The organism is Nocardia takedensis NBRC 100417, from assembly GCF_000308695.1.
GTDB classification, from domain to species: Bacteria; Actinomycetota; Actinomycetes; order Mycobacteriales; family Mycobacteriaceae; genus Nocardia; species Nocardia takedensis.
The window spans coordinates 22,383-45,616 of record NZ_BAGG01000008.1; the positions used below are offsets into that span (position 1 = coordinate 22,383).

23 protein-coding genes and 1 tRNA gene are annotated in these 23,234 nt (G+C 66.6%); 16 read left to right on the plus strand and 8 right to left on the minus strand.

The genetic code is table 11. The annotated features are described in order from the left end of the window. The first annotated feature begins 48 nt into the window (after window positions 1-48). The 6 genes from ON30_RS01625 (at window position 49) to ON30_RS38700 (ending at window position 6,630) form a co-directional block, all read left to right on the plus strand. A tRNA-Thr gene (locus ON30_RS01625) sits at window positions 49-124 on the plus strand. Between the two features lie 142 nt (window positions 125-266). After that, window positions 267-1,520, plus strand: a complete 1,254-nt coding sequence (locus ON30_RS01630; protein WP_040703606.1) for a tyrosine-type recombinase/integrase — start codon at window positions 267-269, stop codon at window positions 1,518-1,520. A 92-nt stretch (window positions 1,521-1,612) separates the two neighbouring features. Beyond that, window positions 1,613-2,569 carry a hypothetical protein gene (locus tag ON30_RS01635; RefSeq protein ID WP_156371446.1) on the plus strand — a complete coding sequence of 319 codons (957 nt, stop codon included), beginning with the start codon at window positions 1,613-1,615 and terminating at the stop codon, window positions 2,567-2,569. A 353-nt stretch (window positions 2,570-2,922) separates the two neighbouring features. Beyond that, window positions 2,923-4,329, plus strand: a complete 1,407-nt coding sequence (locus tag ON30_RS01640; RefSeq protein WP_157183574.1) for a hypothetical protein — start codon at window positions 2,923-2,925, stop codon at window positions 4,327-4,329. Between the two features lie 608 nt (window positions 4,330-4,937). Further along, window positions 4,938-5,882 (plus strand): RNA polymerase sigma factor, encoded by a 945-nt coding sequence (locus tag ON30_RS35805; RefSeq protein WP_051028817.1) that lies wholly within the window; start codon window positions 4,938-4,940, stop codon window positions 5,880-5,882. Window positions 5,883-6,423: 541 nt separating this feature from the next. Continuing rightward, a complete protein-coding gene (locus ON30_RS38700) occupies window positions 6,424-6,630 on the plus strand; it encodes a hypothetical protein (RefSeq protein ID WP_054816805.1) in 207 nt (68 codons plus the stop codon). A gap of 134 nt (window positions 6,631-6,764) precedes the next feature. Here ON30_RS38700 and ON30_RS38705 read toward each other — a convergent pair whose 3' ends face one another. From ON30_RS38705 to ON30_RS38710, 3 genes are all read right to left on the minus strand, one after another. Continuing rightward, window positions 6,765-6,923, minus strand: a complete 159-nt coding sequence (locus ON30_RS38705; protein WP_157183575.1) for a hypothetical protein — start codon at window positions 6,921-6,923, stop codon at window positions 6,765-6,767. After that, the gene (locus ON30_RS01650) at window positions 6,911-7,522 is read right to left on the minus strand and encodes a hypothetical protein (protein ID WP_156371444.1); all 612 of its coding nucleotides are present in this window, start codon (window positions 7,520-7,522) and stop codon (window positions 6,911-6,913) included. The genes ON30_RS38705 and ON30_RS01650 overlap by 13 nt, the downstream gene beginning before the upstream one ends. A 132-nt stretch (window positions 7,523-7,654) precedes the next feature. Next, on the minus strand, window positions 7,655-8,284 hold the full coding sequence (locus ON30_RS38710; RefSeq protein ID WP_156371443.1) for a hypothetical protein: 630 nt from the start codon (window positions 8,282-8,284) through the stop codon (window positions 7,655-7,657). 148 nt (window positions 8,285-8,432) lie between these two features. Here ON30_RS38710 and ON30_RS37045 point away from each other — a divergent pair, with 148 nt between their 5' ends. Both ON30_RS37045 and ON30_RS01655 read left to right on the plus strand, forming a co-directional pair. Continuing rightward, entirely contained in the window at window positions 8,433-8,762 is a 330-nt protein-coding gene (locus tag ON30_RS37045) for a hypothetical protein (protein ID WP_239476963.1), read from the plus strand. 257 nt (window positions 8,763-9,019) lie between these two features. Beyond that, window positions 9,020-9,616 (plus strand): DUF6907 domain-containing protein, encoded by a 597-nt coding sequence (locus tag ON30_RS01655; RefSeq protein ID WP_156371442.1) that lies wholly within the window; start codon window positions 9,020-9,022, stop codon window positions 9,614-9,616. Window positions 9,617-9,880: 264 nt separating this feature from the next. On the opposite strand, the gene ON30_RS35810 is transcribed toward ON30_RS01655, so the two are convergent. Then, on the minus strand, window positions 9,881-11,245 hold the full coding sequence (locus tag ON30_RS35810) for a helix-turn-helix domain-containing protein (protein WP_051028818.1): 1,365 nt from the start codon (window positions 11,243-11,245) through the stop codon (window positions 9,881-9,883). A gap of 243 nt (window positions 11,246-11,488) precedes the next feature. Between ON30_RS35810 and ON30_RS01670 the strand changes: the two genes are divergently transcribed. Genes ON30_RS01670 through galE form a run of 8 tightly spaced genes read left to right on the plus strand, consistent with a single transcriptional unit; the run spans window position 11,489 to window position 18,741 of the window. Next, window positions 11,489-12,667 (plus strand): cytochrome P450, encoded by a 1,179-nt coding sequence (locus tag ON30_RS01670; protein ID WP_239476962.1) that lies wholly within the window; start codon window positions 11,489-11,491, stop codon window positions 12,665-12,667. Then, window positions 12,658-13,398: a hypothetical protein gene (locus ON30_RS01675; protein WP_051028820.1), complete on the plus strand. Its 741-nt coding sequence runs from the start codon at window positions 12,658-12,660 to the stop codon at window positions 13,396-13,398. The genes ON30_RS01670 and ON30_RS01675 overlap by 10 nt, the downstream gene beginning before the upstream one ends. Next, window positions 13,398-14,258: an NAD(P)-dependent oxidoreductase gene (locus ON30_RS35815; protein WP_051028821.1), complete on the plus strand. Its 861-nt coding sequence runs from the start codon at window positions 13,398-13,400 to the stop codon at window positions 14,256-14,258. Before ON30_RS01675 ends, ON30_RS35815 begins: the two co-directional genes overlap by 1 nt. Beyond that, entirely contained in the window at window positions 14,255-15,394 is a 1,140-nt protein-coding gene (locus tag ON30_RS01685; protein ID WP_040703616.1) for a hypothetical protein, read from the plus strand. The genes ON30_RS35815 and ON30_RS01685 overlap by 4 nt, the downstream gene beginning before the upstream one ends. Then, window positions 15,387-15,728 (plus strand): cupin domain-containing protein, encoded by a 342-nt coding sequence (locus tag ON30_RS01690; RefSeq protein ID WP_040703617.1) that lies wholly within the window; start codon window positions 15,387-15,389, stop codon window positions 15,726-15,728. Before ON30_RS01685 ends, ON30_RS01690 begins: the two co-directional genes overlap by 8 nt. After that, window positions 15,725-16,924, plus strand: coding sequence for an amidohydrolase family protein (locus tag ON30_RS01695; protein WP_040703618.1), 1,200 nt, complete (start codon window positions 15,725-15,727; stop codon window positions 16,922-16,924). The genes ON30_RS01690 and ON30_RS01695 overlap by 4 nt, the downstream gene beginning before the upstream one ends. After that, the gene (locus tag ON30_RS01700) at window positions 16,921-17,727 is read left to right on the plus strand and encodes a class I SAM-dependent methyltransferase (protein WP_040703620.1); all 807 of its coding nucleotides are present in this window, start codon (window positions 16,921-16,923) and stop codon (window positions 17,725-17,727) included. Before ON30_RS01695 ends, ON30_RS01700 begins: the two co-directional genes overlap by 4 nt. Window positions 17,728-17,754: 27 nt before the next feature. Next, the gene (gene galE, locus ON30_RS01705) at window positions 17,755-18,741 is read left to right on the plus strand and encodes a UDP-glucose 4-epimerase GalE (RefSeq protein WP_040703621.1); all 987 of its coding nucleotides are present in this window, start codon (window positions 17,755-17,757) and stop codon (window positions 18,739-18,741) included. 65 nt (window positions 18,742-18,806) lie between these two features. Here the strand turns inward: galE and ON30_RS37050 are convergent, their stop codons facing one another. The 4 genes from ON30_RS37050 to ON30_RS01725 form a co-directional block, all read right to left on the minus strand. Continuing rightward, window positions 18,807-19,721 (minus strand): phosphotransferase, encoded by a 915-nt coding sequence (locus ON30_RS37050; RefSeq protein WP_063125124.1) that lies wholly within the window; start codon window positions 19,719-19,721, stop codon window positions 18,807-18,809. Next, entirely contained in the window at window positions 19,718-21,031 is a 1,314-nt protein-coding gene (locus ON30_RS35820) for a helix-turn-helix domain-containing protein (protein ID WP_051028823.1), read from the minus strand. Before ON30_RS35820 ends, ON30_RS37050 begins: the two co-directional genes overlap by 4 nt. Window positions 21,032-21,386: 355 nt before the next feature. Next, window positions 21,387-22,322, minus strand: a complete 936-nt coding sequence (locus tag ON30_RS01720; RefSeq protein WP_204249194.1) for an SUMF1/EgtB/PvdO family nonheme iron enzyme — start codon at window positions 22,320-22,322, stop codon at window positions 21,387-21,389. 66 nt (window positions 22,323-22,388) lie between these two features. After that, window positions 22,389-23,174, minus strand: coding sequence for an aminotransferase class IV family protein (locus ON30_RS01725; RefSeq protein ID WP_040703623.1), 786 nt, complete (start codon window positions 23,172-23,174; stop codon window positions 22,389-22,391). Window positions 23,175-23,234: the final 60 nt, after the last annotated feature.

Here is a 23,234-nt window from a genome sequence, read left to right on the forward strand (position 1 = left end):
TTCGCGTTCGGCCCCCCGAGACGATAGACTCGCGTGGCCGAAAGGCACGCCGCCTTAGCTCAGTCGGTAGAGCGCTTCACTCGTAATGAAAAGGTCGGGGGTTCGATTCCCCCAGGCGGCTCCACGAAACGTCCAGGTCAGGGGTGGTTCCGGGACACCGAAACCACCCGCCGGTCATCATCGGTGTCATCAGCACCGGTTGTGTGCCATCATCGGTGTCATCAGCCGCTTTCAGGTCGTGTTTCCCGACGACCGAGAGGTTCGGCATGTCTTCCACTCCCCGGCCGCGTAAGCGCGCCGATGGTTCCATCGCCTGGCAGGTTCCGTTCTACTTCTACGACGTCGACGGCAAGCGTCGGCAGTCCTCGGAGACCTTCGACGAGTACGACGAGGCCCAGTGGTGGGCCGACCTGATCGACCGGATCGGGATCGAGGAAGCGGTCAAGGTCGTCGAGACCCGGCGCGAGACCGGGTCGGATGTGATGTTGCTCTCCACATGGCTCGAGCGCTACATCGATCGGATGGTCGGCGTCCAGGATGACGGGCGTCGCAAGTATCGACGGTTCATCGTCAACGACATCCTCCCGTTCTACGGGGAGCGAGCCCGATTGGACGCGGTCACCCAGGACACCGACGCGGCGTGGATCGTGTTCCTCGAACAGGACAAAGGCAACGCCCCCAAGACGATCAGCAACAAGCACGGGTTCCTCAGCGCCGCGCTGCGCGCGGCGACCGAACAGCGGCCGACGCCGCTGTTGCCCTTCAACCCCTGCGCCGGAGTCCGGTTGCCGCGACACGATCAGTCCGAGATCGACATCTTCGACAACGACGAGTGGGAATTGTTCGAGCACCTGCTGCTGCCGCGGTGGCGGCCCCAGGCCGAGTTCGGGCTCGTGTCGATGGCCCGGCCGAGCGAGGTCGCGGCGTTGCTGGTGCGCGATGTCGACCCCGAGACGGGGTCGGTGCGCATCGCGAAGGCGTACAAGGACGGCGGCAGCCGTCTCAAACTCGGCAAACCGAAGTCCAGCCGCGGCATCCGCACCCTCAGCATCCCGCTCGAGACCCTCGGTCGACTGGACCTGGACCGCCCGGGGAACGCGTTGCTGTTCCAGACCGGGGAACAGACCCCGGTCACTGCGTCGCACTTCTATAAGAACGCCTGGCAGCCCGCGTTGCGCCGCCTCGACGGCCTGGCGCGGCGCGACTTCACGCTGTTCACCAAGAAGGCGCTGTGGCGAGGGCTGCCGGCAGAGGAACTGATGGCCGTCTACGGTCCAGCGATCCGGCGGATGAGCGGCAAACGGCTGTCTCCCTACACGCTGCGCCACACCGGGATCAGCTGGAAGCTCCAGGACGGTGTACCGCTGTTCGTGGTCTCCCGCGACGCCGGCCACGAATCGGTCACCACCACCGACCGCCGGTACGGCCACAACGACCGCGCCGCCAGCCGCTCCGCCGCCGCGGTCATCGCCGGCCGGCTGCCCCGGGTGCGGGCCGAGATGCTCGCGCTCGCCGCCTGACCTCGTCCCCTTCACCTGACGAACCGATTCCATTCCGTTTCATTCCATTTCGTGTCAGCGGATTGAAACGGAATGGAATGGAAAGGATTCCGATGTCGAACGCCGTGGCACCGAACGCCACCGCTTCGTCGCAGGGACGCTGCCAGTTTCCCGGCTGCGGCACCCCGCTGCCCGCTCGGACCCCCGGGCGGCGCGGCGCGCCCCGCCGATATTGCGACGATACGAATCACACCGCTCAGAAGGCCATGCGGGTACTGCGCGAGGCCACCGGCGCCGAGGTGGCGGTCCTACACCCGGGGCCTCGTCCGATCACGGAAGGCGCGCACACGCTCGCGGGGCTGCTGGACCGCTACAGCGAACTGCGCGGCGAACTGGCCACCGTCGCCGGTGACGTCGCCGATCTGTTCGCCCGACTCACCGATCCGGCCGCTGTCGACCGCGAGGTCGACGAGATCCGCCGCCAGGCCGACCATCGGATCGCCGAGGCCGAACACGCGTGCGCCGAGGCCGAACAAGCCCGCGCGATGATGGCTGAACGACTCTCCCGCGCAGTCGAAGTCGAAGGACTCGCCCTGGCCACCGCCCGAGAAGCCCGTACCGCAACCAGAGACGCGATCCTGCGAGCCAACGCCGTCGAGCGAGACGCCGCCAACCGGATCGCCGCCGCCGAACGCGAACGCGACCGGGCCGAGCAGGACGCGGCGGAGGAAGTAGCCGAGGCACGCGCCGAGGTGGAGGCCGCGCTGCTGGCCCAAGCGCGGGCCGAAGGCGAACGTGATGTCGTCGCGGCCGAGAACCGCGCCCTGATCGCCGAGACCACCGGTCTGCGCGCACTTCTCGACACCGAACGCGCCGAACACCAGAGCCGGATCGAATACCGGGACATCGAATACGGCCGCGCGATCACCGCTGCCCATGTCCTGGCCAGCCGCACCGCCCGCGAACACCGCGACCAGCTCAGCGATCTCATCGAGCGATGCACCCCTGATCCGGGCATCGGCGCGCGGGCAACGCCGGACCGGCCGGACGCGGAGGGCGGCGGGACGTAGACTGCGGACGTCATCGACCCCGCGGAGACCCGCACGACTCCATGAGCGGGGTCGACGGAGAGTCCCGAGTGGCGGATCCGCGACGATGAAACGACGCGACGATCGCGCGGTCGGACTCGACAGCCGTGCCCTTGACGGAGTACAGGATTTCCGGTGCCAGCGGACGCCGGGGCCGACAGGGGGCGCTGCGCGCGGTGGTTCGCTCCGAGAATGCTCGGCCATATATTCGGTCGCGGTGCTCGCGCCGCGGCTGGAAGAATCGAGGAATGCGTCCTCGGCCTGTCACCTACCGGGAGTTCTCCCACGCCGTTCGTCGGTACCATCGGGATCGACTGCTGGAGAAGGTCGCTCAGGTGAGCGCCGGACTCGACGAGATGAATCCAGCGACGCTGACGGCGCGTCGGCGGAGCCCTGTCCGCCAGTTCGCCCTCTCGATGATCGCACGTACGGCACTGGCCGAGGGCATGATCTACCGCGCCGACGAGCCCGTCGACGATCGTCGACTCGTCGGCCTGTGCGTTCTGGCCGGTAACGCGGACCATCCGGATATTCCTGCGGTCGGTGTGCTGGCCAGCGCGGGAATGAGGCGGATGGTGTACCGACTTCAGACGCAGCAACAGCCGTTCACCACCTACGGACTGGAAGACCTGACCCGGTCGCTGGGCCTGTTCGTCTTCCACGAACCCGGCATCACCGGTTTGCCGACCGCAGAGGACTGGGAACGTGTCCTCGGCGTCCCGCTGCCGGTGTACATGCAGGCCGTGTTCGTGCTGCATGCCATCGCCGCGATGGACGGGGGCTGGATCTCCGATGAGGCCCTCGAGCTGGCCGATTCACTCGACGCCTTTCCTGGTGCCGATCTGGACGCGGTGCACAAGATCATCCGCGACCACCTCGTCACCGATGACGCCGAACTACAGCGACGAGCCAAAGACGGCGAGCGTGAAGGCACCGAAATGTGGGCCGACAACCCTTTGCTCGCGACGCCGTTGATCCGTCGCCCCGGCGGTTTCCTCGTCCCGAACAGCCCGCACCTGATGGACAAGATCAAACCACGCGGGCTGTACTTCACGGGCATGTTCGCCTTCGTCAGCGACAAACCCAGCCGCAGCCGGTATCTCGGGGCGATCGGCACGTCGCTGGAGGCGCACGTCGGCAAGACACTGAGGCTGCTCGAACCGAACGGCGCGATCGTCTACTCCGAGATCACCTACGGGCCCGCCAGCGAGCGGAAGAAGACCGTCGACTATCTCGTCGTTTTCGACGACCTCGTGCTCCTGGTCGAAGTGAAAACCGCGCACGCGGACGCGAGCGCTCGCCGCGGGGACGACGCCGGACTGAAGAAACTGATCAAGGAGAGCATCCAGGAAGGGCGCGATCAGATCGACGTCACCGCGTCGGTGATCCGCGAGCGGGTTCCCGAACTGCTGTGTATCCCCGATGACCGAGAGATCCGCGGGCTTGTGGTGACACTCGATGGCATCCCTTCCATCGACACCTACCTTTTCGACGGAATGCTGCGAGCCAATGAGGTGGAATCATCCACGGTGAGCGCCCACGACCTGGAATGGATGATCGCGACCCTCGCCGCCCAGAAGGTCGACGCCGGGCCGCAACTGCTGGCGGCGCTGACCTTCGACGATCCGACACCGCCGTGGCTCGGCCGCGCCGTAGCCGGTCTTACCCCGGTCAACAATCCGGTCAGCGAAGACTACTGGGATCTGTGGCAGGAGATGTGCCCTATTCCCAAGCCGCTGTAGCCTGACCGAGCACCTGCCTCACTGGCGGCATGGAAAGCGCGGGCGGACGCGGCGGAAGTCGTCGCCGACATGGCCAGGTGCCTCGACCACGCCACGGAACTCGAAGCCCTAGCGCTGGCTGCTGCCGAGGAAGCCGACACCATCGCGGAGTCCGCGACTGACGCTGCGGGAATGTCGAGGATGAAGCGGCGCAACGGATCACTACGGCAGAGGACGAGCGCGACGCGATCTACGCCGAAGCGGAATCGTCCCTGACCGGGATGCGTCGCCACGTCGAAGAGGCTCGCTCGGCGCACCCCGTGGCTGTTGCGGATCCTCATATCCGTTGCGAGCGTACTGATTTGATGCCAGTTGCTCCGGGCCGAAAATTCCTTGGAGTTCGTGTAAACACATTGGCTGTGTGCGGCCACTACCTGATCGAACAGCCGAGGCATCCAGTCTCGGTGACGATCCGGGAAGTTGAGGTCCGTGAGAACAGTGGAGTTGATGGTGGCCGGTGTGGTGATCGTCGGTGTGCGGAACCTGACGCGGTTGAGGTATAAAGCGAGGTGGATCGACCGCGCGTACCGCGCGGGGGCACGGGCGGCGCGAACCACGGCGCGTGCGCGATGACGGATGAACAGGAACCGGCGGACTCCGACGGGATGGATTTCTTCGGCACCGAGGGCTCCCGCACTGAAGATGTTGCGTGGCAGCAGGGTTGCACGGACTTTGCCGCCTTCTATGCCGAATACCAGCCCCGACTTCTGGGATTCGTTCGGAAACTGGCGCGCGCCAACGAATTCAGCGACTCGGCGTTGGACGTAGAAGGGGTCGTGCAGGACACCTTCGAAGAGGCGTGGCGCACATGGCACAGGATCGACGCTCCGCAGAAATGGATCTTCACCGTCGCCCGGAGAAAAGCGCTGTCGCAAGCGCACAGACACCGCCTCTCCGAACTGAAACTGCGGCAAGGGTTGTCCCTGCGGCGTGAGCACCCGGACCCGGTCCATGCCCGAGTCGTGGAGTCCGAGATCCTGCGAGCCATCCAGGAACTGCCGAAGAGACAGAAGACCGCGACCTACCTCGGCCGAGTGGAGGAATGGACCGCCGTCGAGATCGCGGTACTACTGGCCATCGCTCCGGAGACAGTCAGGACACACATCTTCCGCGGAACGCACACTGTCCGCGACGGATTGTCCGCCGCGGAAGCGATCGGGAAGGTCGGTGGTCCTCCTCGACAGGACGAAGAGTTCGAGGCCGAGTTGGTTTCGGTCCAGTTCGACGCCGCGAGAGCGGTCGGGTACGGCAATGGTCTTCCTCGACAGGACGAAGAGTTCGAGGCGGAGTTGGTCTCGGTCCGAGCTCGGCCCGGACCACGCGCCACTCGTTTCGCCGCTGGATACGGGCTGCGCCTGTGGTCGCTCGTGGTGCTGGTCTCGGTGGCGATTCTGGCGGCCTACCTTCTCGGCGGCATGCAGTTCCTCGTCTCGGGGGGCGCTGCGATCGGCATTCTGGTACTGGCAGTGGGCGCAACCGAGTGGTCGAGGAGGTGGCGAGACCGCCGCAAGTAGCCGTATTCCACACACCACAGCAACAGTCATGTCCGACAGGCCGTAGTACGTTTCTGTGGTGAGCGCGGCGGTGTATCCGGCACGATTCGCCGGCCCGCCGCGTGGGGAGCGGATATTCCCGACGTCCGGGAATCCGCACGTTGATAGCTGGACTTCCCCCGCCAACCAGGGCGAAGTCGCAACACGCCCGAGGTGCAATTCTTGCGACACGCCGAAGTGGTGAATTACTCCCATGTGAGTCGACTGGCAACCTGCACTTGACCTGGTCGAATAGCGTGTTGCTGGGGCGATTTTCCCTGGTTATGCACATCTCCTGCACCTGTCGACATCGGCTGCGCCCAAGTTATCCACAGGTCTGTACACAGGCGTGTTTGTCAATGTCGACATGATCTGATGCAGTCTTCTCACCCGCCCGACTACCGCTCCGAGTTCAATCCATCGCGGATGCGGATGGGTGCGGCCCCTGCCTGTTGCACCAGGCAGAGGCCGCGGTGAACCAACGGCCCGCTCCACAAGTCAACGAGAGGACACGAAGGCGCCCATGAGCGTAACGCCAACCAACGGACACAAGGACCCCGATCCGGCCGAGCCCCCGAACCCTGAGACGCGGCACGCAGTCATCGCAGTTGTCACCGCAGTCTGGCTGGCCGTCGTCGCCGGACTGCTGATCGACTGGCCGACGGCCGTCACGGTGCTCGTTTCCGTCCTGGGAGTATTCGCCCGGAGCGGGTTCACTCCCGAACCGTGAACACTGCGTGGCGGTGCCGGAAGTCACGAGCGTGCTGGTACCGCCACTCCTTCCTGCAACAGGCACAACTACACGACGATGGTGCCGTCGCGAATCGTCACTGAAGCGTGAGTCGCTTCTCGTCACGAGACATTTCAGTAGACATTGGGTCCCTCCTTCCAGTCGAGACCTTCGACATTGGACTCGACCGTGCCGTGGTCGACCCAGCAGGACACGGTGAACAAGCCACGCCCGACTGCGTCCCGCTGCCAGTAATCCAGCCCATCGCTGTCACTCCCCATCAGTGCGGCCACCGCAGATCCGTCCACGTCACGTCGAAAGTGCCGGTCATGCTGAATAACTCGTCATTGATCGAGTAACGCAACGCTGTGATTTCGAGCGTCGATCGCCCTGTCGGCCAACTCACCTCCGGTTCCCCATCGGCATCGGTGCCCACATGAGCGGTGATCTCGTCACGCAGGCGTGTGTAGATCGCCTGGACCACAGCGTGTCCAGGTGCCAGCAACGCGGTATCGGAGTTCCCCGTGAGTAACTGGAGCAGGTCTCGGACTCGTCGACCGGCGTTGTCGAGGGTCACCGACAAGTGGTCGTGCTCGTCGAATGCCCCGTCCTCCAGGTCCTCGGTTGTTTCGAATTCGATGACGCGAAGGCGGGGCTCCAAGAGCGGCGTGAAGTTCTGAAGCGCGTGGTTGGTGGCGGGGTCGGCCAGATCGGCGGTGGTCACAGCCGTGAGTGCATTGACAACCTTGCTGTTGACCTTGAGCGACTCCACGAAGCGTGTGACCGCGTCGGACTTGGCCTCTGCTCGCCGCAAGCTTTTCATGAGACGTGGCGCGTGATTCAGGATGCTGGTCGGCCGCGGCGGCGGGCATGCGCAGGTCGAACGCGGCACGACGGATACCGTCGAAGCGCAAGGACGACCGATACGCCCATCGTCAACGCGAAGAGGACGAGTCTTGAACACCAACGGTTGGCCGGTCCCACTTGACGCTGGATGCTGCGGCCTTCGCTGCACCTCGACATGTCAGGAAGTCGGGCAGTACGGACTGACCGCGACTTGCTGGGCTGGCGAGGTTTCACAATGTCGCTGATACCACCGATGGTCGTGTACAACAATCAGGACTGCGAGAACTGCAAAAAAGGCACAAATACCGAGAAGGCCACCGAAAGGCTCTGGTGCGGAGAAGCAGAAGAAAACTATTGCTGCGATCGCTGAGATAAATGCCATAACACCGGCGAATATGTGAGCGGCCAAAATTAATCCGGTGCCGAGATCGTATCGTTGGGTAACGAAACTGAAAGACACTCCGAGTGTTACCAGCGATAACAGGCCGCACATGAAGCACGCCAGATGCGTCGTGAGTGCACTCTGCTTCCCGCTCTCACCTCTGCCGACGCGTGCCGCCTCTCGAAATGGGGGCCTTGCTGGACTTGCTGGGGTGCGGGCGGCAGGGGTACCTGCGTTGGCGCCAGCTCGAGGCTGAAACGCCTTCCATACCGAACCGAGCGAGGTGGCAAATAGTCCCGAGACGACCCCCAATAGGATAGAGGCGGCGACATTGTCCTTCACCATTGGACTGTCCTGCACATAGAAACAAATAACAGCCATTACCAGGCTAAAAAGACAAAAGGCCACTGCGGAAGGGCGGTTCATCAAATCTCCTGCGGCAAGGGTGACAGATCACGTCCACGATAGATGGCCGGCCTAGCTCGCTGTCAGCTTCCGGATAAAGCCGTGTGCTGCTCGGCCGGAAGTTCGCAGAATGTTGCCTGCGGTGCGACTCGTGACTATCCTCGAACGCATGTTCGAGGAATGGACCGACCGGTTTGATCCGCCCTCGTACCATGTAGTCGATCCGCCGCGTCGGGTGATCATCGATCTCGGTCAGCTGGTCATGGCTCCGAAGCGGTTCGTCGGAAGTGTATCGCTACGTGTGCGCAACGGAGGTTTGTCTCTGGCGGGTCCGGTGCCAGGTCACCTGCACGCCTGGGCGCGCACATCGACCGGCGGCTGGATCGCGCTGGTGTCGTGTGTAGTCACGACCGGAAATCGACAAGGGCGGCTCCGAGTGCAGCAGTGGTGTTCGGAAGAGGCTGTATGCCTGCCGTCCGATGATCCGGGGACAGGCTGACAATCGCGGACCTGCGAGGACGGGTAAGGCAGTGCGTGTGTTGTGTCACACATTCGGGCCAGCGGCGCCGTCGCGGATCTATGCCCCAGGCTTACCTCGTGTCCTGAATGCTCAGTGCGGAGCGGATCTGTCTCGATACCTGTCGGCGTAAGCGTCCGGATGTCGCGCCCGCCTAGTCAGTCGCTATGTCGGAGCGTTACAGTTGGCTCTGTCGGGCGCGGGACGGGTGTCTGTCGGCTTTAAGTATGGGAGTCGTTGTGACCGTTGATCTTTCGTGCCCGCCCTGGTGTGAATCGCACCGGGCGCGGGATACGAACCATCCCAGCGCGGGCTTCGTCCATTATGGACCGGAATTGGTACTGGACATTGCCGAAGTGGTAGTTATCGGTGTGGTCCGTCGTATCTCGATTCGAGTGGTCGCTCGCGATCAGGGCGAATCACGTCGGTGTTTCATTGAATTGGTGGATCCCCACGGAGTCGGCGTAGCGTTGACCGCCGGTGAAGCTCGGCGGATTGTGCAGATGCTGATGGACGCCGCAGACCTGCGGCTGACGTCCGCGGAGGGGGAATGCCCGCCGTGGTGTCTGGAGCACAACGACCCCGATCCGGACGATCCTGACGACGAGCGCGTGCATCGTGGCCTCTTCCAGGCGATGGTCGTCGCCGGCATACACGAGCCCCGTGTCGCGGTCGGGGTGCAGGTGCGTGCGTTCGACGAGGAATACGAGCGCGAGGTCTGTTTGGAGATCCTTGTGAAATCGGTGTCCACCGAGCTGCTGGGGGCGGAAGCCTGCAAGATCGCTGCCAACCTGCTCGACTGCGTGGACCTGGCCGAATTGGTGGAAGTCGTGTAGGAAGAACGCCCACTTCTGCGCCGCCGGTCGCGATTACCTTTCTCGGTCTGACGCGATTTTTCGGTGGCCGTGCCACTATGGTCGACATGGCCGCCGGGACGGATTGGCAGAAGCTTGTGGACGACCTCAAGGAAGTCGTAGTCGAGGTGGTATCGCCCGAACAAGAGCCAGGTCGCCGTGTCCCCGGCGTATGCCTCTTCGACTGACGAAAACGCCGCTGCGCCACGCTTCGGCATCGCCGCGAACAGTGATCAGTCGGGGTTCTCACACTGCGGTCGATAGGGCGGCATCGAGTTGGTGGCGAAGTGCTTGAACATCGTCAATGTCGGGGTGGCGGAGGCATGCGTCGTGTAGTTGTCCGAGTGCGTGGTTGACGCGGTCGGAGTGAATGTCGTCGAGGGCTTGAAGTGCGTGCTGGCCGAGTGTGACGGCGTGGTGGGGGTCGTCGCGTGCCATGACGAGGGTGGCGAGGTTGGCGGCGGCGAGGGCTTTGCCGCGGGAGTATCCGGCGGGGAATTGGGCGAGCGCGTCGTTGAGGCGGGTGTGTGCGTGTTGGAAGTCGCCTGCTCCGTGGGTGGACAGGTAGAGCAGTGCGCGGCCGTTGTCGCGGTGCAGGTGTGCGGGGGTGTAGTAGGCGATCCAGTCGGGTGTGCGTCCGTCGTCGACGGTGAAGGTGTCCTCGGCGTGGTGGACGGCGGTGAGGCAGTCGTGGCCGCGGTGGGCGCCGAGGGCGCCGAGGGCGCGGGCGTGGCGTGTGTGGGCGATCGCGCGCAGTCGTGTGGGGAGCAGGTCGGCGCGGACGAGGGCCATTTCGGCGTAGGTGAGGGCGTCGTCGGGGCGGTTGCGGTGCACGGCGAGGTTGGCCAGCCCGGTGAGCGCTTTGGTGTGTAGTTCGAGGTCTCCTGCGGCGTTGGCGCATTGCACGGCCCAGGCGAAGGCGTGGTGGGCGGGGGTGTGGAGTCCGGCGTCGAAGGCGACCCCGGCGGTGGTGTCGGCGAGTTCGGCCAGCGCGCGCAGGTAGTCGCGGCGGACGCCGTCGCTGGGGAATCGCGCGTGGACGGTGTCGGTGGTGCGGGTGAGGACGGCCAGGGCGTCACGGGCCGACAGTTCTCCGCCGAAGGCATGGTCCTGGCGTGCCAGGGCGCGGGCGCGTTTGCGGATCCGCTCGACGTCGCCGACACCGAGACGGCGGCTGGTCGCCGCGGCGGGTGCGGGTGTGCTGGCGGCGAGGGCAGCGAAGGCGCCGGTCATCAGTTGCAGGAATTGTTGTCGCTGCACGGGGTCATCTCCCACATCGGGTGAGGGGTGTCGCTGGGAAACGCTACCCGGATCCACGGCCACACCCTGGTTCGTCTCCACGATATGGGTTGGCGGCGGATCGAAGTGGGAGAAGAGGGATCCGGTGTCGAGTGCGGAGTCGAAACGTGCCCGCTGGTGCTCATCGAGGTGTTGCAGGGCGTCGTCGAGTGCGGTGGCGCTGGCGCCGCGCACGGCCGGGGTGGCGATGTTCTCCCATTTGCGGATGGTGTGCACCGAGTAGTTCAGGCAGGCCGCGAACTGTTTCTGGGTGAGCCGTAACGCCGCCTCACGCAAGGCTTTGACTTCCCGGCTGGTCCACTCGGCGCGCACGTGACCCCCTCGCTTCCGGGTCCAACCGTATTGCAACCGTGCGAGTTTCGTAGCGGAACCGTATCGCCGTCGTCGCCCGGGAGTGTACGACTTCGTGGTCGCCGTCGGCACTGGAACACCAGAGGGGCCTGCGAGCAAGCTGGAATACACGATCCGCAGGGAACCGCAAGGCGGAACCTCGGACGAATCACGTTGAGGTGTACCGCTTTCGGTCACAACACCATGAACGAAGGAGCGTCTGTCATGACGTCTGATATGGCGATGTCGGTGTGTCCACGGGGCTATCCGTTCGGACAGACCCACACAGTGGACCTCGAACCGGACTATCGCGAGGGCGGTCCGGTGAGCTCGGTGGTGCTGCCCAGCGGCGCGCGGGGATGGCTGGTCACCGACCACGCGCTGGCGCGGCAAGTGCTGGCCGATCCGCGCTTCTCGCGGGAGCAGGCGAACCGGCCGCACGTGGCCCGGTTGTCGACCGAGATCCTGCCCGCGGCAGCAATTCTGGCCACCGACGCGCCCCGCCACACCGCGCTGCGGCGACGGATCGCCCCGCTGTTCGCGCCGGCGCGCGTCGCGGCCATGGAACCAGCGATCACGGACCTGGCACATCGGCTGGTGGACGGGCTGGTCGGGGACGGAGAGCCCGCCGATGTCGTGGCCGGTTTCGTCGAGCCGTTCGCGGCGGCGGTGGTGTGCGAGATATTCGGTGTCCCTACCGGTTTCCGTGACGAGGTGTTCAGCCTCGGGGACGCGCTGACCGCGCGGGAGGCGACCCCGCAATCGTTGGCCCTGGCTCGTGCGGAGTGCGAACAGCTGGTGCGCGCGCTCGCGGCGCACAGCCCGCAGGGGTTGATGTCGTTGGTGGAGGCCGATACCGAACTCGATGACGAGGTGGTGAATCTGGTGATCGCGTGCCTGATCGGGGGTCGTGGTTCGCCGACGGTGTTCTTGTCGAGTGCGTTGTTCACGCTGCTGCGCGAGCCCCGCCACTACCGGCAGTTGGTGGACGCGCCCGCCTCGATCGAGGCGGGCGTGGAAGAACTGCTGCGGTTCGTGCCGGTCGGTGTCGGCGGTGGGTTCACCCGGGTCGCGACCGAGGACACACGACTGGGTCCGGTGCTGGTGCGCGCCGGGGACGCGGTGATCCCCGCGATGCACGCGGCCGGACGTGACCCGCAGGTCTTCACCGATCCCGACACCCTGGACCTGGGGCGCGGGACGAAGCTGGCGCATCTGGCCTTCGGGCACGGCGCCCACTACTGCGTGGGCGCGGGACTGGCCCGGCTGCAAGCACGGATCGCCCTGCACACCCTCACCACGAGGATGCCCGGTCTGCGGCTGGCCGACCCCGGCGATCGCGGTCGATGGCGGGCGGGCCGGGTCGTGCGTTCGCTTCAGCGGTTGGACGTGGCATGGACGTGAGACTGCTCATCGATCCCGCCCGCTGCACCGGGACCGGAGTGTGCCTGTCGATCTCCCCGCGACTGCGCCTGGTCGGCGACCTGGCGACCTGCGCGGGCGGCATCGACCCCGCGACGGCGGCTGACGCGGCGGCGTGCTGCCCGAATCAGGCGATCACCGTCGCCGAGCCCGCCGTCGCCGAGCTCGAGCCGGGCGTGCCGATCGTGACGTTGGGGCCGGAAGGGACCGACGCCCACGCCGAGGCCGGTTGTCACAGCGGCGATGTCCGGTTGGTGGCCTCGTTCGCCGACGCGATGGCCGCCGCCGCGCGCGACGGGCAGGTGCGCGCGCTGATCGCGGCCGGATATCTGGCCTTCGACGAGGCCGGGCGTGTGCGTGACTCCTGGGTCGATCAGCACTTCACCCACACCGGTGTGCTCGAGTTGCTGGCCTGCTGGCAGAGCCCGACCAAACCGATGTGCCTGGCGGTCCGCGCCGACCTGGGCCACGACGCGGTGATCGCCACGGTGGCCACCCATGCGGCCACCCGGTTCTTCGCCCGCCGCTACGCCCCCGCCGCACGGCAGGTGATGGTCGAGGCGAAACCGCTGGCCGCCCACGCCGCCGCGCGCGGGCAGGTCCAGGCGTGTATCGCCTCGGTCGATGTCGTGGCCCGCTACCACCAACTCGAGGTCCGCGCCGAATTCGCGCCCACGATGGTATGGATGCTCTACGGCAAGCGAGCAGCGTGATGACCGAGAACTCCACGGTGGCGCTGCTGGGTGCCGGGATCATGGCCAACACGGTCGCCCACGTCCTACACGAACGTGATGTCGCGCTGCGTCGCTACAACCGCACCACCAGCGCGATCACAGGACCGGGATGCGTGTGCGCCAGCCCGGCACAGGCCGCCGACGGGGCATCGGTCGTGTGGTCGTTCGTCCACGACGACGACGCCAGCCGTAGCGTCTGGGCGGGACGCGACGGTGCGCTCGCCGTCGCCGAAGGTGCGGTGGTGATCGAAAGTTCCACTCTCTCGGTCGGATACGCCGACCAGTGGAGTGAGACCGCGAAGCGAGCGGGGGCACGGCCGGTCTACGCGGCGGTGACCGGCAGCCGTGCCGGAGTCGAGAACGCCGGATTGATTGCCTTCACCGCGGGTTCGCGCGCCGACCGCGCGGCGGCGGATCCGATCCTGCGCGTGATCACCGCCGAAGTCCTGGCCTTCGACAGCGCCGGGCAGGCCGCCACGGTCAAACTGCTCAACAACGCCGTGGCCGCGGTCATCCTCACCGGTCTCGCCGAAACCCTCGCCACCGCACGATCACTGGGACTCGACACCGCCGCACTGGTGCGGGTGTGGTCGCGTCACGGCTGGGCCGCGCCGGTGGCCAGCGGCTACGGCACGGCGATGATCACCGGCCAGCACCAGTTGCGCGACTGCTCCCTGGCGGTGATCGCCAAGGACCTGCGCTACACCCTCGACACCACCGACCCAGCGGCGGCACCGCTGATCGCCGCGGCCACGCGACGATTCGAGGCCGCCATCGCGGCCGGACTCGGAGGCCAGGAGATGTCGGCGATTATCCAGGCATACGAGGCCACCGGGTGAGCGCATACGACGACTGGTTCACGCACACCGCGACCATCCCCGCAGCGGCCCGCGCGCAGGTCAACGCGGACCTGCACGAGTACATGGCGACGGTGCGCGAATGCGCGCGCACCCATCTCGGTGACGCCGCGACGGTCTGCGTGTCCGGGTCATTGGCCAGGGGCGAGCCCGCGATCCGTCGGCGCGGGGACGAGTTCGGGCTGAGTTCGGATGTGGATCTCGTCGCGGTCGTCGACGACCCCGACCGCGACGCGCTCTGGGTGGAGAAGTTCCTGTCGGCGTTGCGGGAACAGCGTCCCGATGTCGAGTCCACCGTGTTCACCGTCGCCCGCGAGAACCTGTCGCGGGTGGCGGGCCGCTTCGGCGCCGACCTGGCCCACGCCGCGTTCGCGCCGCTCGCGGGCCGCGCTGCGGCCGGGGTGGCGCTGCCGCGGATCGGGCGGCGTGAAGGGCTGGAAGGACTCGTCCACGAACTCGCGCGCATCTACTGTCCCGACAGCGCTCCCGCGGCGACACCATGGCACACCAAGACCGCCCTGGAAGCGCTGCGCGCGCTGAGCACCCGTGATCGACCCGGACCCCAGCGATACAGCACGCTCCCCGACGACCCGGCGCTCGCGGGGCTCGTCGACCGCGACCGAACCACGGCGCTCGTCACCGCACGCGAACACACCACTCCCCTCCCGATCACCGCTACCGAGGTCTACCAGCTCGTGCTCGCCGCGGCGTGCCGGGTGTTCGGTGTCGCGACCGGAGAACACGAACTGATCGAGGCCCTGCACCACCCACCGGCCGCGATGCACGTGCTGGACGGATTCCAGCGCGCGGTCCTGGCCGCCACGATCCTCATCTACGGCCCGCCCGCGCTACGCCGCCCGGCCGCCGCCGGACTGCATCTAACCGCCGCGGCGATCGACCGCGACACCCTCCTCACCGCCCATCCGTCACACCAGGCACTGACCCGGCTGTCGCCGATGGACTTCGCGCACGGGATCGAGCACCCGAATACCGTGGTGCGCCTTCACCTTCAAGGCATTCGCCGCGACTACTACCACTGGCTGGGAGCACACAACTTCGGTGCCCCGGTCGAGAACTATCGCGGCCCGGCGCCGCGGGGAGAAGGCGATCATGGATGACTGGCCCGACTGGATACAAGCACTGCCCCAGATCGCGACCGGCGCCTCGGGTGGGCGCGGGTACCTGATCGCCGGCCCGCATGGCCAGGTGGTGCTGTGGTCGTTTCCCGTCGAGGCGCGGGTGCCGACCCACGCCCACGGGCCCCAGATCGGTGTCGTGCTCACGGGGCAGGTGGACCTGACCACCGACACCACCACCCGAACCTTCACGGCCGGGCAGCACTTCGGCCTCGACGACCAGATCCCCCATTCCGCGGTCGTCGCGGCGGGGACGCGGGTGATCGAAGTCTTCGCCGATCCCGACCGCCACACACCGACGGATCCGCCGCGATGAGCGTGCGTGTCCTGCACGCCGACCAAGTCCTCACCGGAAGCGGGGCAGCACTGCGGTCCGGATCGGTCGTAGTCGACGGCGCCCACATCGCCTGGGTCGGACCCACCGACCACCTGCCGTCGGACTGGCGACACCCCGAGATCGAGCAGATCCCGCTCCCCGACGCCACCCTGCTCCCCGGACTCGTCGACGCCCACGTCCACCTCGCCTTCGAGGCCACGGCCCCGGCCGAGACCCCGCCCACCGGCCAGGCCGCCGCGCCGTCGGCGGAGGACAGGGCCATCGCCGCTGCCCGGCAGTTGGTGCGCGCGGGCGTGACGACGGTGCGTGACCTCGGTGCGCCTGGCCACCTCGACCTCACCTCGCCCGCCGCGTCCGGCTTGCCGTGGCCACGGGTGCTCGCGGCGGGAATCCCGTTGACCGTGCCGGGCGGGCACTGCGCCGCGTTCGGCGGCGCGGTCACTACCACCGCCGACATCGAACGCGTGATCGCCGCCAACGCCGCGCGCGGCGCGCGCTGGATCAAGGTCATGGTGACCGGCGGATTCACCACCAGCGCAGGCGCCTCCCCGTACACGGCGCAGTTCACCGACGCCCAGCTCGCCGCCATCGTCGCCACCGCCGCCGAGCATGGGCTGCCGGTGGCCGCGCATGCCCACGCCACGGTCGGTATCGCCGCGGCGGTGCGCGCCGGAGTGGACTCCCTCGAGCACTGCACCTGGATGAGCGCCGAGGGCTTCGACCTCGACCACGGCCTGATCGCCGAGATCGCCGACCGGCGGATCCCGGTGTGTCCCAGCATCAACCACCTCGCGCGCGCCGCCTCCGGGCGGTTGCCGTGGCCGGTGCGCCGCCACCAACTTCAGACGATGCTCGACGCCGGAGTCCAGCTGATCCCGGGCACCGACTCCGGCATCCCGCACACACCGCACGGCTGCTACCCGAGCTCCCTGGCCGCCTACACCGACCTCGGGCTCACCCCGGGCGAGACCATCGACATGGCGACCCGCCGCAACGCCTACGCGCTCGGGATCGGGCACCGCACCGGTAGTCTCGCCGCCGGAATGGTCGCCGACCTGCTCGCGGTCCCCGGCGACCCCACCCGCGATCTGGACCTGCTCGATACCCCGGTCCTGGTCGCCGCCGCCGGAGAACTCCATCACCCCGACAGCACCGCCGAGGAGCACCACTCATGAGCAACCCCGGCCCCACCCTGGCCTCCGAATACGCCGACACCAGCCCGCTACAGGTCCGCATCGACACCCACGCCCGCCACAGCGAACACCCCGACGACCCCATCACCCACGTCTTGGACGCCCTCGAGCTGACCGGCGGTGAAGACCTTGCCGATATCGGGTGCGGCGACGGCCGCTTCCTGGCCCACCTCGCCCGGTCCGGGCACCGTGGCCGGTTGGTCGGGGTGGACAATTCCCCCGCGATGGTCACCGCCACCGCCGTCGTGCCGGGGGTCGAGGCCGTGCTCGCCGAAGCCGCCGCACTGCTGTTCGCCGACGACGAGTTCGACCGCACCACCGCCCGGCACATGCTCTACCACGTCCCCGACCCCGCTGCGGCCCTGCGCGAATTCGCGCGCGTCACCCGGCCAGGGGGACGGGTGAGCGTCACTGTCAATCATCACGCGACCGCGGCATGCACCCGGGAACTGATCACCGACTGCGCCCGGCCCTACGGCCTGCGACCAGCCGAGCACATGACCAACGGAGTCGACTCCACGACGCTGCCCGACCTGATGAAAACGACCATCGGCGAACCCCAGATCCAGGTCTTCGACAACGCGCTGGTCTTCGACAACGCGCCACCGCTGATCCGGTTCGCCGAGGCCCTGTTCTCCTTCTGCGGCATCGACACCGCGAGCCCGCACCGCGCCGAGATCCTCGACGCGGTCACCACCGAAATCCGCGACTGGTTCGCCAGCCACCCCGGCCGCGTCTGGCGCGATCCCAAGGGATATATCGTCGCTACCGCCATCATCGAATAACACTGCCCGGAAAGGCAATCCACGCCTGTGAAGCTGCTCGTCACCGGCGGCGCCGGCTACATCGGATCGGTCGTCACCCACCAACTCCTCGCCGCCGGACACGACGTCGAGATCATCGACGACCTGTCCACCGGCCACGCCGACACCCTGCCCGCCGCCGCGACCTTCCACCACATGCGCGTCCACGACGTCGCCGACATCCTCACCCCCACCGCCGGTTTCGACGGAGTCCTGCACTTCGCGGCCAGTATCGAAGTCGCCGAATCGGTCCGCGACCCCGAGAAATACTGGGCCAACAACATCGAAGGCAGCCTCGCGCTGCTGCGCGCCATCCGCACCGCCGCAACCCCGCGACTGATCTTCTCCTCCACCGGCAGCATGTACACCGGCGACGGCACCACCGCCTTCGACGAAACCGCCGAAGTCCGCCCCAACAACCCCTACGCCGCCACCAAAGCCACCGTCGACCAACTCATCGCCGGAGAATGCGGCGCCACCACCCTCGGCGCCACATGCCTGCGCTACTTCAACGCCTCCGGCGCCGTCCTCACCCCCGACGGAACCCACCTCGGCGAACGCCACGACCCCGAATCACACCTGATCCCCATCCTGCTGCAAGCCGCCAGCGGAGACCGCCCTGAATTCACCCTCTACGGCGACGACTATCCCACCAGCGACGGCACCTGCGTCCGCGATTACATCCACGTCGCCGACCTCGCCACCGCCCACCTGCTCGCCCTGGAAGCCACCCGGCCCGGCCGCCACGAGATCTACAACCTCGGCAACGGCAACGGCTTCACCAACCGCCAAGTCCTCGACACCGTCCGTGAAATCACCGGCACCGACTTCCCCGTCCACACCCGAGACAGACGCCCCGGCGACCCCGCCATCTGCATCGCCTCCAGCACCAAAGCCCACCACCAACTCGGATGGGAACCCCAACACCCCGACCTGACCACCATCATCAGCGACGCCTGGCAATTCCATCGGGCTGCCCGAGTCACGACACCCTGATCAGATCCAGGGATCGGCATCGAGCGAGCGACTGCATCGCATGCGGCAGCTGGCCGCGGTACGAGTCAGGTGTACTGGCTCCATGGGCCGTGTTCGTCTCCGGACAGGATGCCTTCGACTCGCTGTCGCAGACGCGCCGCATGATCCGGAGAGGTGCCTGCGCGGCGGAGCGGGCCGCTTACTTGGACCAGATCCCGCATTCGGCGGAGCACCTGGAATCCACGGGAGTCGTCGCGCAGGTCGTAGCCGTACTCGTCGATGAAATTCTCGACCCATTCCTGATCTCGTCCGAAGCGTATCGCGGCGTGCCAGGTCGGGATCAGGTCTACCTCGAGCGGGCCGATGCTGGCCCAATCCCAATCCCCGAGGATGGGACGGACTGCGGAACCGGTGTCGTGCCAGAGTAGATTGCCCGCCCAGGCGTCACCGTGCAGCAGACCGTCGCCGAGGGGCCATTCGAGATCGGTGATGTCTTGGCGAACGGCGTACACCATGTCGAGCAACCGATGCCGTTCGTCCACACCGAGGTGGTCGGTCTCAGTGTTCGGATCGGTGAGTGCGGAGTGCAGAGATTCGAGCGGAACCCACTGTGGGAGTTCGACGTGGGTTGGCACTGCCGTGGAATGAAGTGTGCGGAGCAGTGTTCCGAGCTCGCGGGAAGTCGGCGACGGTTGTCCTGTGGGCTGCGGATAGTAGACCCAGAAGCTGACGTCGTGGCCGTCGACGATGATCGGGGTTGCGTGCGGAAGGGGCGTAGTGGTGCCGAAGCCGGCGTCGGCGAGTGACAGGGTGAGGGCTCTGGTTCGCTGGGCCCGCGGAAGGTCTGCGGCACCGGTGGAAATTCGGGCGACCGCGTTGTGCTCCGGCAGGACGAATACAGCGTTGCTGGAGTGATGGATGAGCCGTGCTCCGGCTGTGCTCAGCCCGTGTGCTGTGCAGGCTGTGTAAAGGCTCGAATGGAGACTGGCAGTTGTGGTCATTGTCCGGTCGGCGCCATAGCCTCGGCGAAGTCGTGCTCGACCTGTCGAACCAGCTCTCGTTCGGAGTGCGCGGCGAGCTGACGGCGGACGGTATTGATCGCGTCGAGTCCGCGACTGCTCACGACAGTGCTGGCTGCGGGCAATGCCTCGATAAGGATCTGCGCGGCTTGGTCGACGTCGGCTTGACGTGGATGGGCCATGTGGGAGCCAGCAAGGGTTGACGAGGCGAGGACGTAGCGGCGTTCCATCTCGCCAGTGGACGCCAAGACGAGGGGTGCGTGGTGTTGTACCAGCTCGAATTGGCCGCTGTCGCTAGCGACGTACATCGCCTCGGCGGCGAGCTGTTCGTGGGTGAAGAATCGAATCCAGGGGGGCTCGTCGTTGGGCCGAGCGCGGTCGAGTTGGCGTTCGGCGGCCACGAGTGCCTGGACGGCTGGGCCGCGGTCGCCGGCAAGGGCGTGTGCCCGCGCCAGCAGAGCGCTGCTGCGAGCGATGGTCGATGGTGAGCCGGATTGGCGGGCTGTTCCCACAGCTGTCTCGGCAAGGGTGACCGCGTCGGCTGGGTGGCCGGTGTGGTGCGCCTGCATGGCCATGTCGCTGAATATATGCGCTCCGAGCGCGAGGTTGTCAGCAGACTTGGCCAACGCGAGGGCGGTGCGGAACCACGCTCGTGCAGATGTGTGCCGGGAGGTGTCGAAGGACATGAACCCGGCCAGGTCAGCGAGACGTGCACTGACGGTGTGCAACTCGGTGGCGATCGTCGCGTCGTAGGTTCCGTGCAGTGCGGGCGTGACAGTGCTGGTCAGGAATTGTGTCAGGGCGTCGCGCGCGTAGCCGCCACCGAGATGGCGATCGGCGGTGGTCAGGGTGTTGCACATCGACCACATGATGTCGATGTCGGCTTGTCCGACGCGCCTTCTACTCGCGCCACGAGGAACTTCTGGGGTGTCGCCGGCTTCCCAGTCCCGCAGGAGCTCGGGCAACGGCAATGCTGCCCATGGGTTGCCCGGTAGTACTGCCTCAGCATCGGCCGTGGTGTCGATGCTGGGGTTGGTAGCGGCTTGTTCTATGCGCCGCCACATCCGCTCGAGTGCGCCTTGGGTGTTCAGTGCCGTGTCTAAGCGCTGCGCGAGCTCTAGGTGGCAAATCCGCTGAGCCTTCTCGATTTTGCCGATGAGGGAACCGCTATCGGTGGTCAGTGCGCCGAGGGCCGTCTGTGAGAGTCCGCGCAGGAGCCGCCAGTGCCGTAGTTCCGCCCCGAACACCTGGTGCGGTGTTTCAACGATCAACTCACGCATCTGCTGTGGCATCCATTGGTCCCTTGGATTCGGTGCCCGATGCGGACAGATTTGTGTCCGCATCGAAGGTCTACACCAAGACTAGAGCGCCGCGCAGACTGATCTGAAGCGACGAGCCGAATAGTTACTCGGACTGATTACGCAGGGGGATTTCGTCGATTCGCGACCGAATCGACCGAGGTAGGAGGCTCTGATGGACAGTTTGTCGAAGCCGATTCGGCACACCAGAGTTCCCGGAATTCTTCAATCTGCGGGATTTGAGCCTTTTTCATCGGCCGTTGAAACTGTGGTCGCCGTGCAGTTTCGCACGTGTGCAGATGTCGCGGACTGGCGATGTCCGATGTGTGGACACTCTGTCCAGTCGCGATCAAATTCCTGTCGTCGGTGTGGCATCAAGGTTAGTTGTGGCACAACGGAATCCGGTGTCGTCGTCGAGCATGAGCCGGTCGGCGTCGTTGAAGGCCGCGGCTGCGGCGGCTTCGAGCAGGGAGTGGAAGCTCGAGCCTTTGAGTTCGTATCGGCCGAGGGCGGTTTCGGTGGACAGCCATTCCCAGACGTTGCCCGCGAGGTCGTAGACGCCGTAGGGGCTGACGCCGGATTTGTAGCGGTCGACGGGGGTGGTGGTGCCGATGGTGCGGTCGCGTTTGCAGTTGCATTTCGCTGGGGTGGCTTGGTCGCCCCACGGCCAGGTCGCGCCGCGGGTGCCGCGTGCGGCTTTTTCCCATTCATGGGCGGTGGGGAGGCGTTTTCCGGCCCAGCGTGCGTAGGCGCTGGCGTCGTCGTGGGTGACCCACACGACGGGGTGATTGTTGATCTCCGGGGGTGGGTGGCGGCCGGTCCAGTGTTGCGGCGGTGGGTGGCCGATGGCGCCGACGAACAGGGCGTAGTCGCCGTTGGTGACCGGGTAGGTGTCGATCCAGTAGTCGGGCAGCCATACGGGTTGGTCGAGTGGTCCGGACAGGTAGACGCTGTCGGGGATGCGGGTCATCCATCGTCCGTCGACGGGATGTCGGGCGCGGTCGGGCTGGACGAGGTCTTCGTCCTCGGGGGCTTCGGTGATGGCCTCGGCCGGTACCAACTGGACGAAGCGGGCGAGTTCGTCGGCGCTGAGTCGTTTGAGCGAGGTGTCGAGGGCGGCTTGGTTGACCGGGCGCGGCTCGATCTCGGCGCCCTTGGCCTCCCAGAGGGACACGCCGCGTGGGCTGACTCCCAGGTAGGCGGCGAAGTCGAGCAACGACATGCGCAGCGCGCGGCGCAGCGCCGTCACTTCGGCGCCGGTCCAGGGCTTCACCAGGCTGATCATTTCCGCGTCTACCCCTTCTCCTTGCGGTGGCGTATCAGCCTAGTGGCCTCCTGGCGCGGGGTGAGACTAGATCCGCTGTGGCGGAATGGATTCGTACTGAGCGCGCAGCTTCTCGACCACTTCGTGTTCGGGCCAGTGGTGCTCGTCGATGCTGATCACCGGCCGGACCCCGGTCGCGGCGTTGGTCGCTACGGCTCCGGCGTAGTCGGGGAGCTGGGTGAGGGTGACGTGCTCGGTGAGGACTTCTTCGTCACGGACCTGGTTGAGCAGTCGCATGGTGGTGCCGACGAGCACTTCGGCGTGCGGCCACACCAACTGGCCGTCGCGGCGGACGAAAGCGATGTTGCTGGTGCCGATCTCGGTGATCGTGCCGTCCGGCTCGGTGAACACGACGTCGTCGAATCCGGCGCGCTGGGCCAGTGCGCGCTGGTGCAGGGCACCGAAGAGTCCGACGTGTTTGACCCGCGGCAGATCTCGCGAATACACGACCGGTTGCAGACGCAGCGGGCCAGCGGTCGCGGACGGCGCGGACCGCATGGTGATCAGCACGTGCGGTTCGGCCGCGTCGCCGGGCCGGGCGAGGGTGAGCGCCGGATCGTAGATGGTCACCCGCACGACCAGAGGCGCGGCGGCACCGCGGATGGCGTGGCGGACGTATTCGCGGACACGCTCGGTGTCCAGGTCGGCGGCGAAGACGGTTTGACAGTCGCGGCGGAGGCGGTCCATGTGCAGGTTCAGGCCGCGTACCGCGCCGCCTTGCTCGACCCGCATCGAGGTGAAGTGTCCGTAGCCGACCAGCGCCAGCGACGCGAGATCGTCGGCGGTGACCGGGACGCCGTTGAGTTCTGTCATGCCGCCCAGTTTTCCACCCATCCACCGTCGTGCGGCAGTGGGCTACTGCGGAAGTGCAGT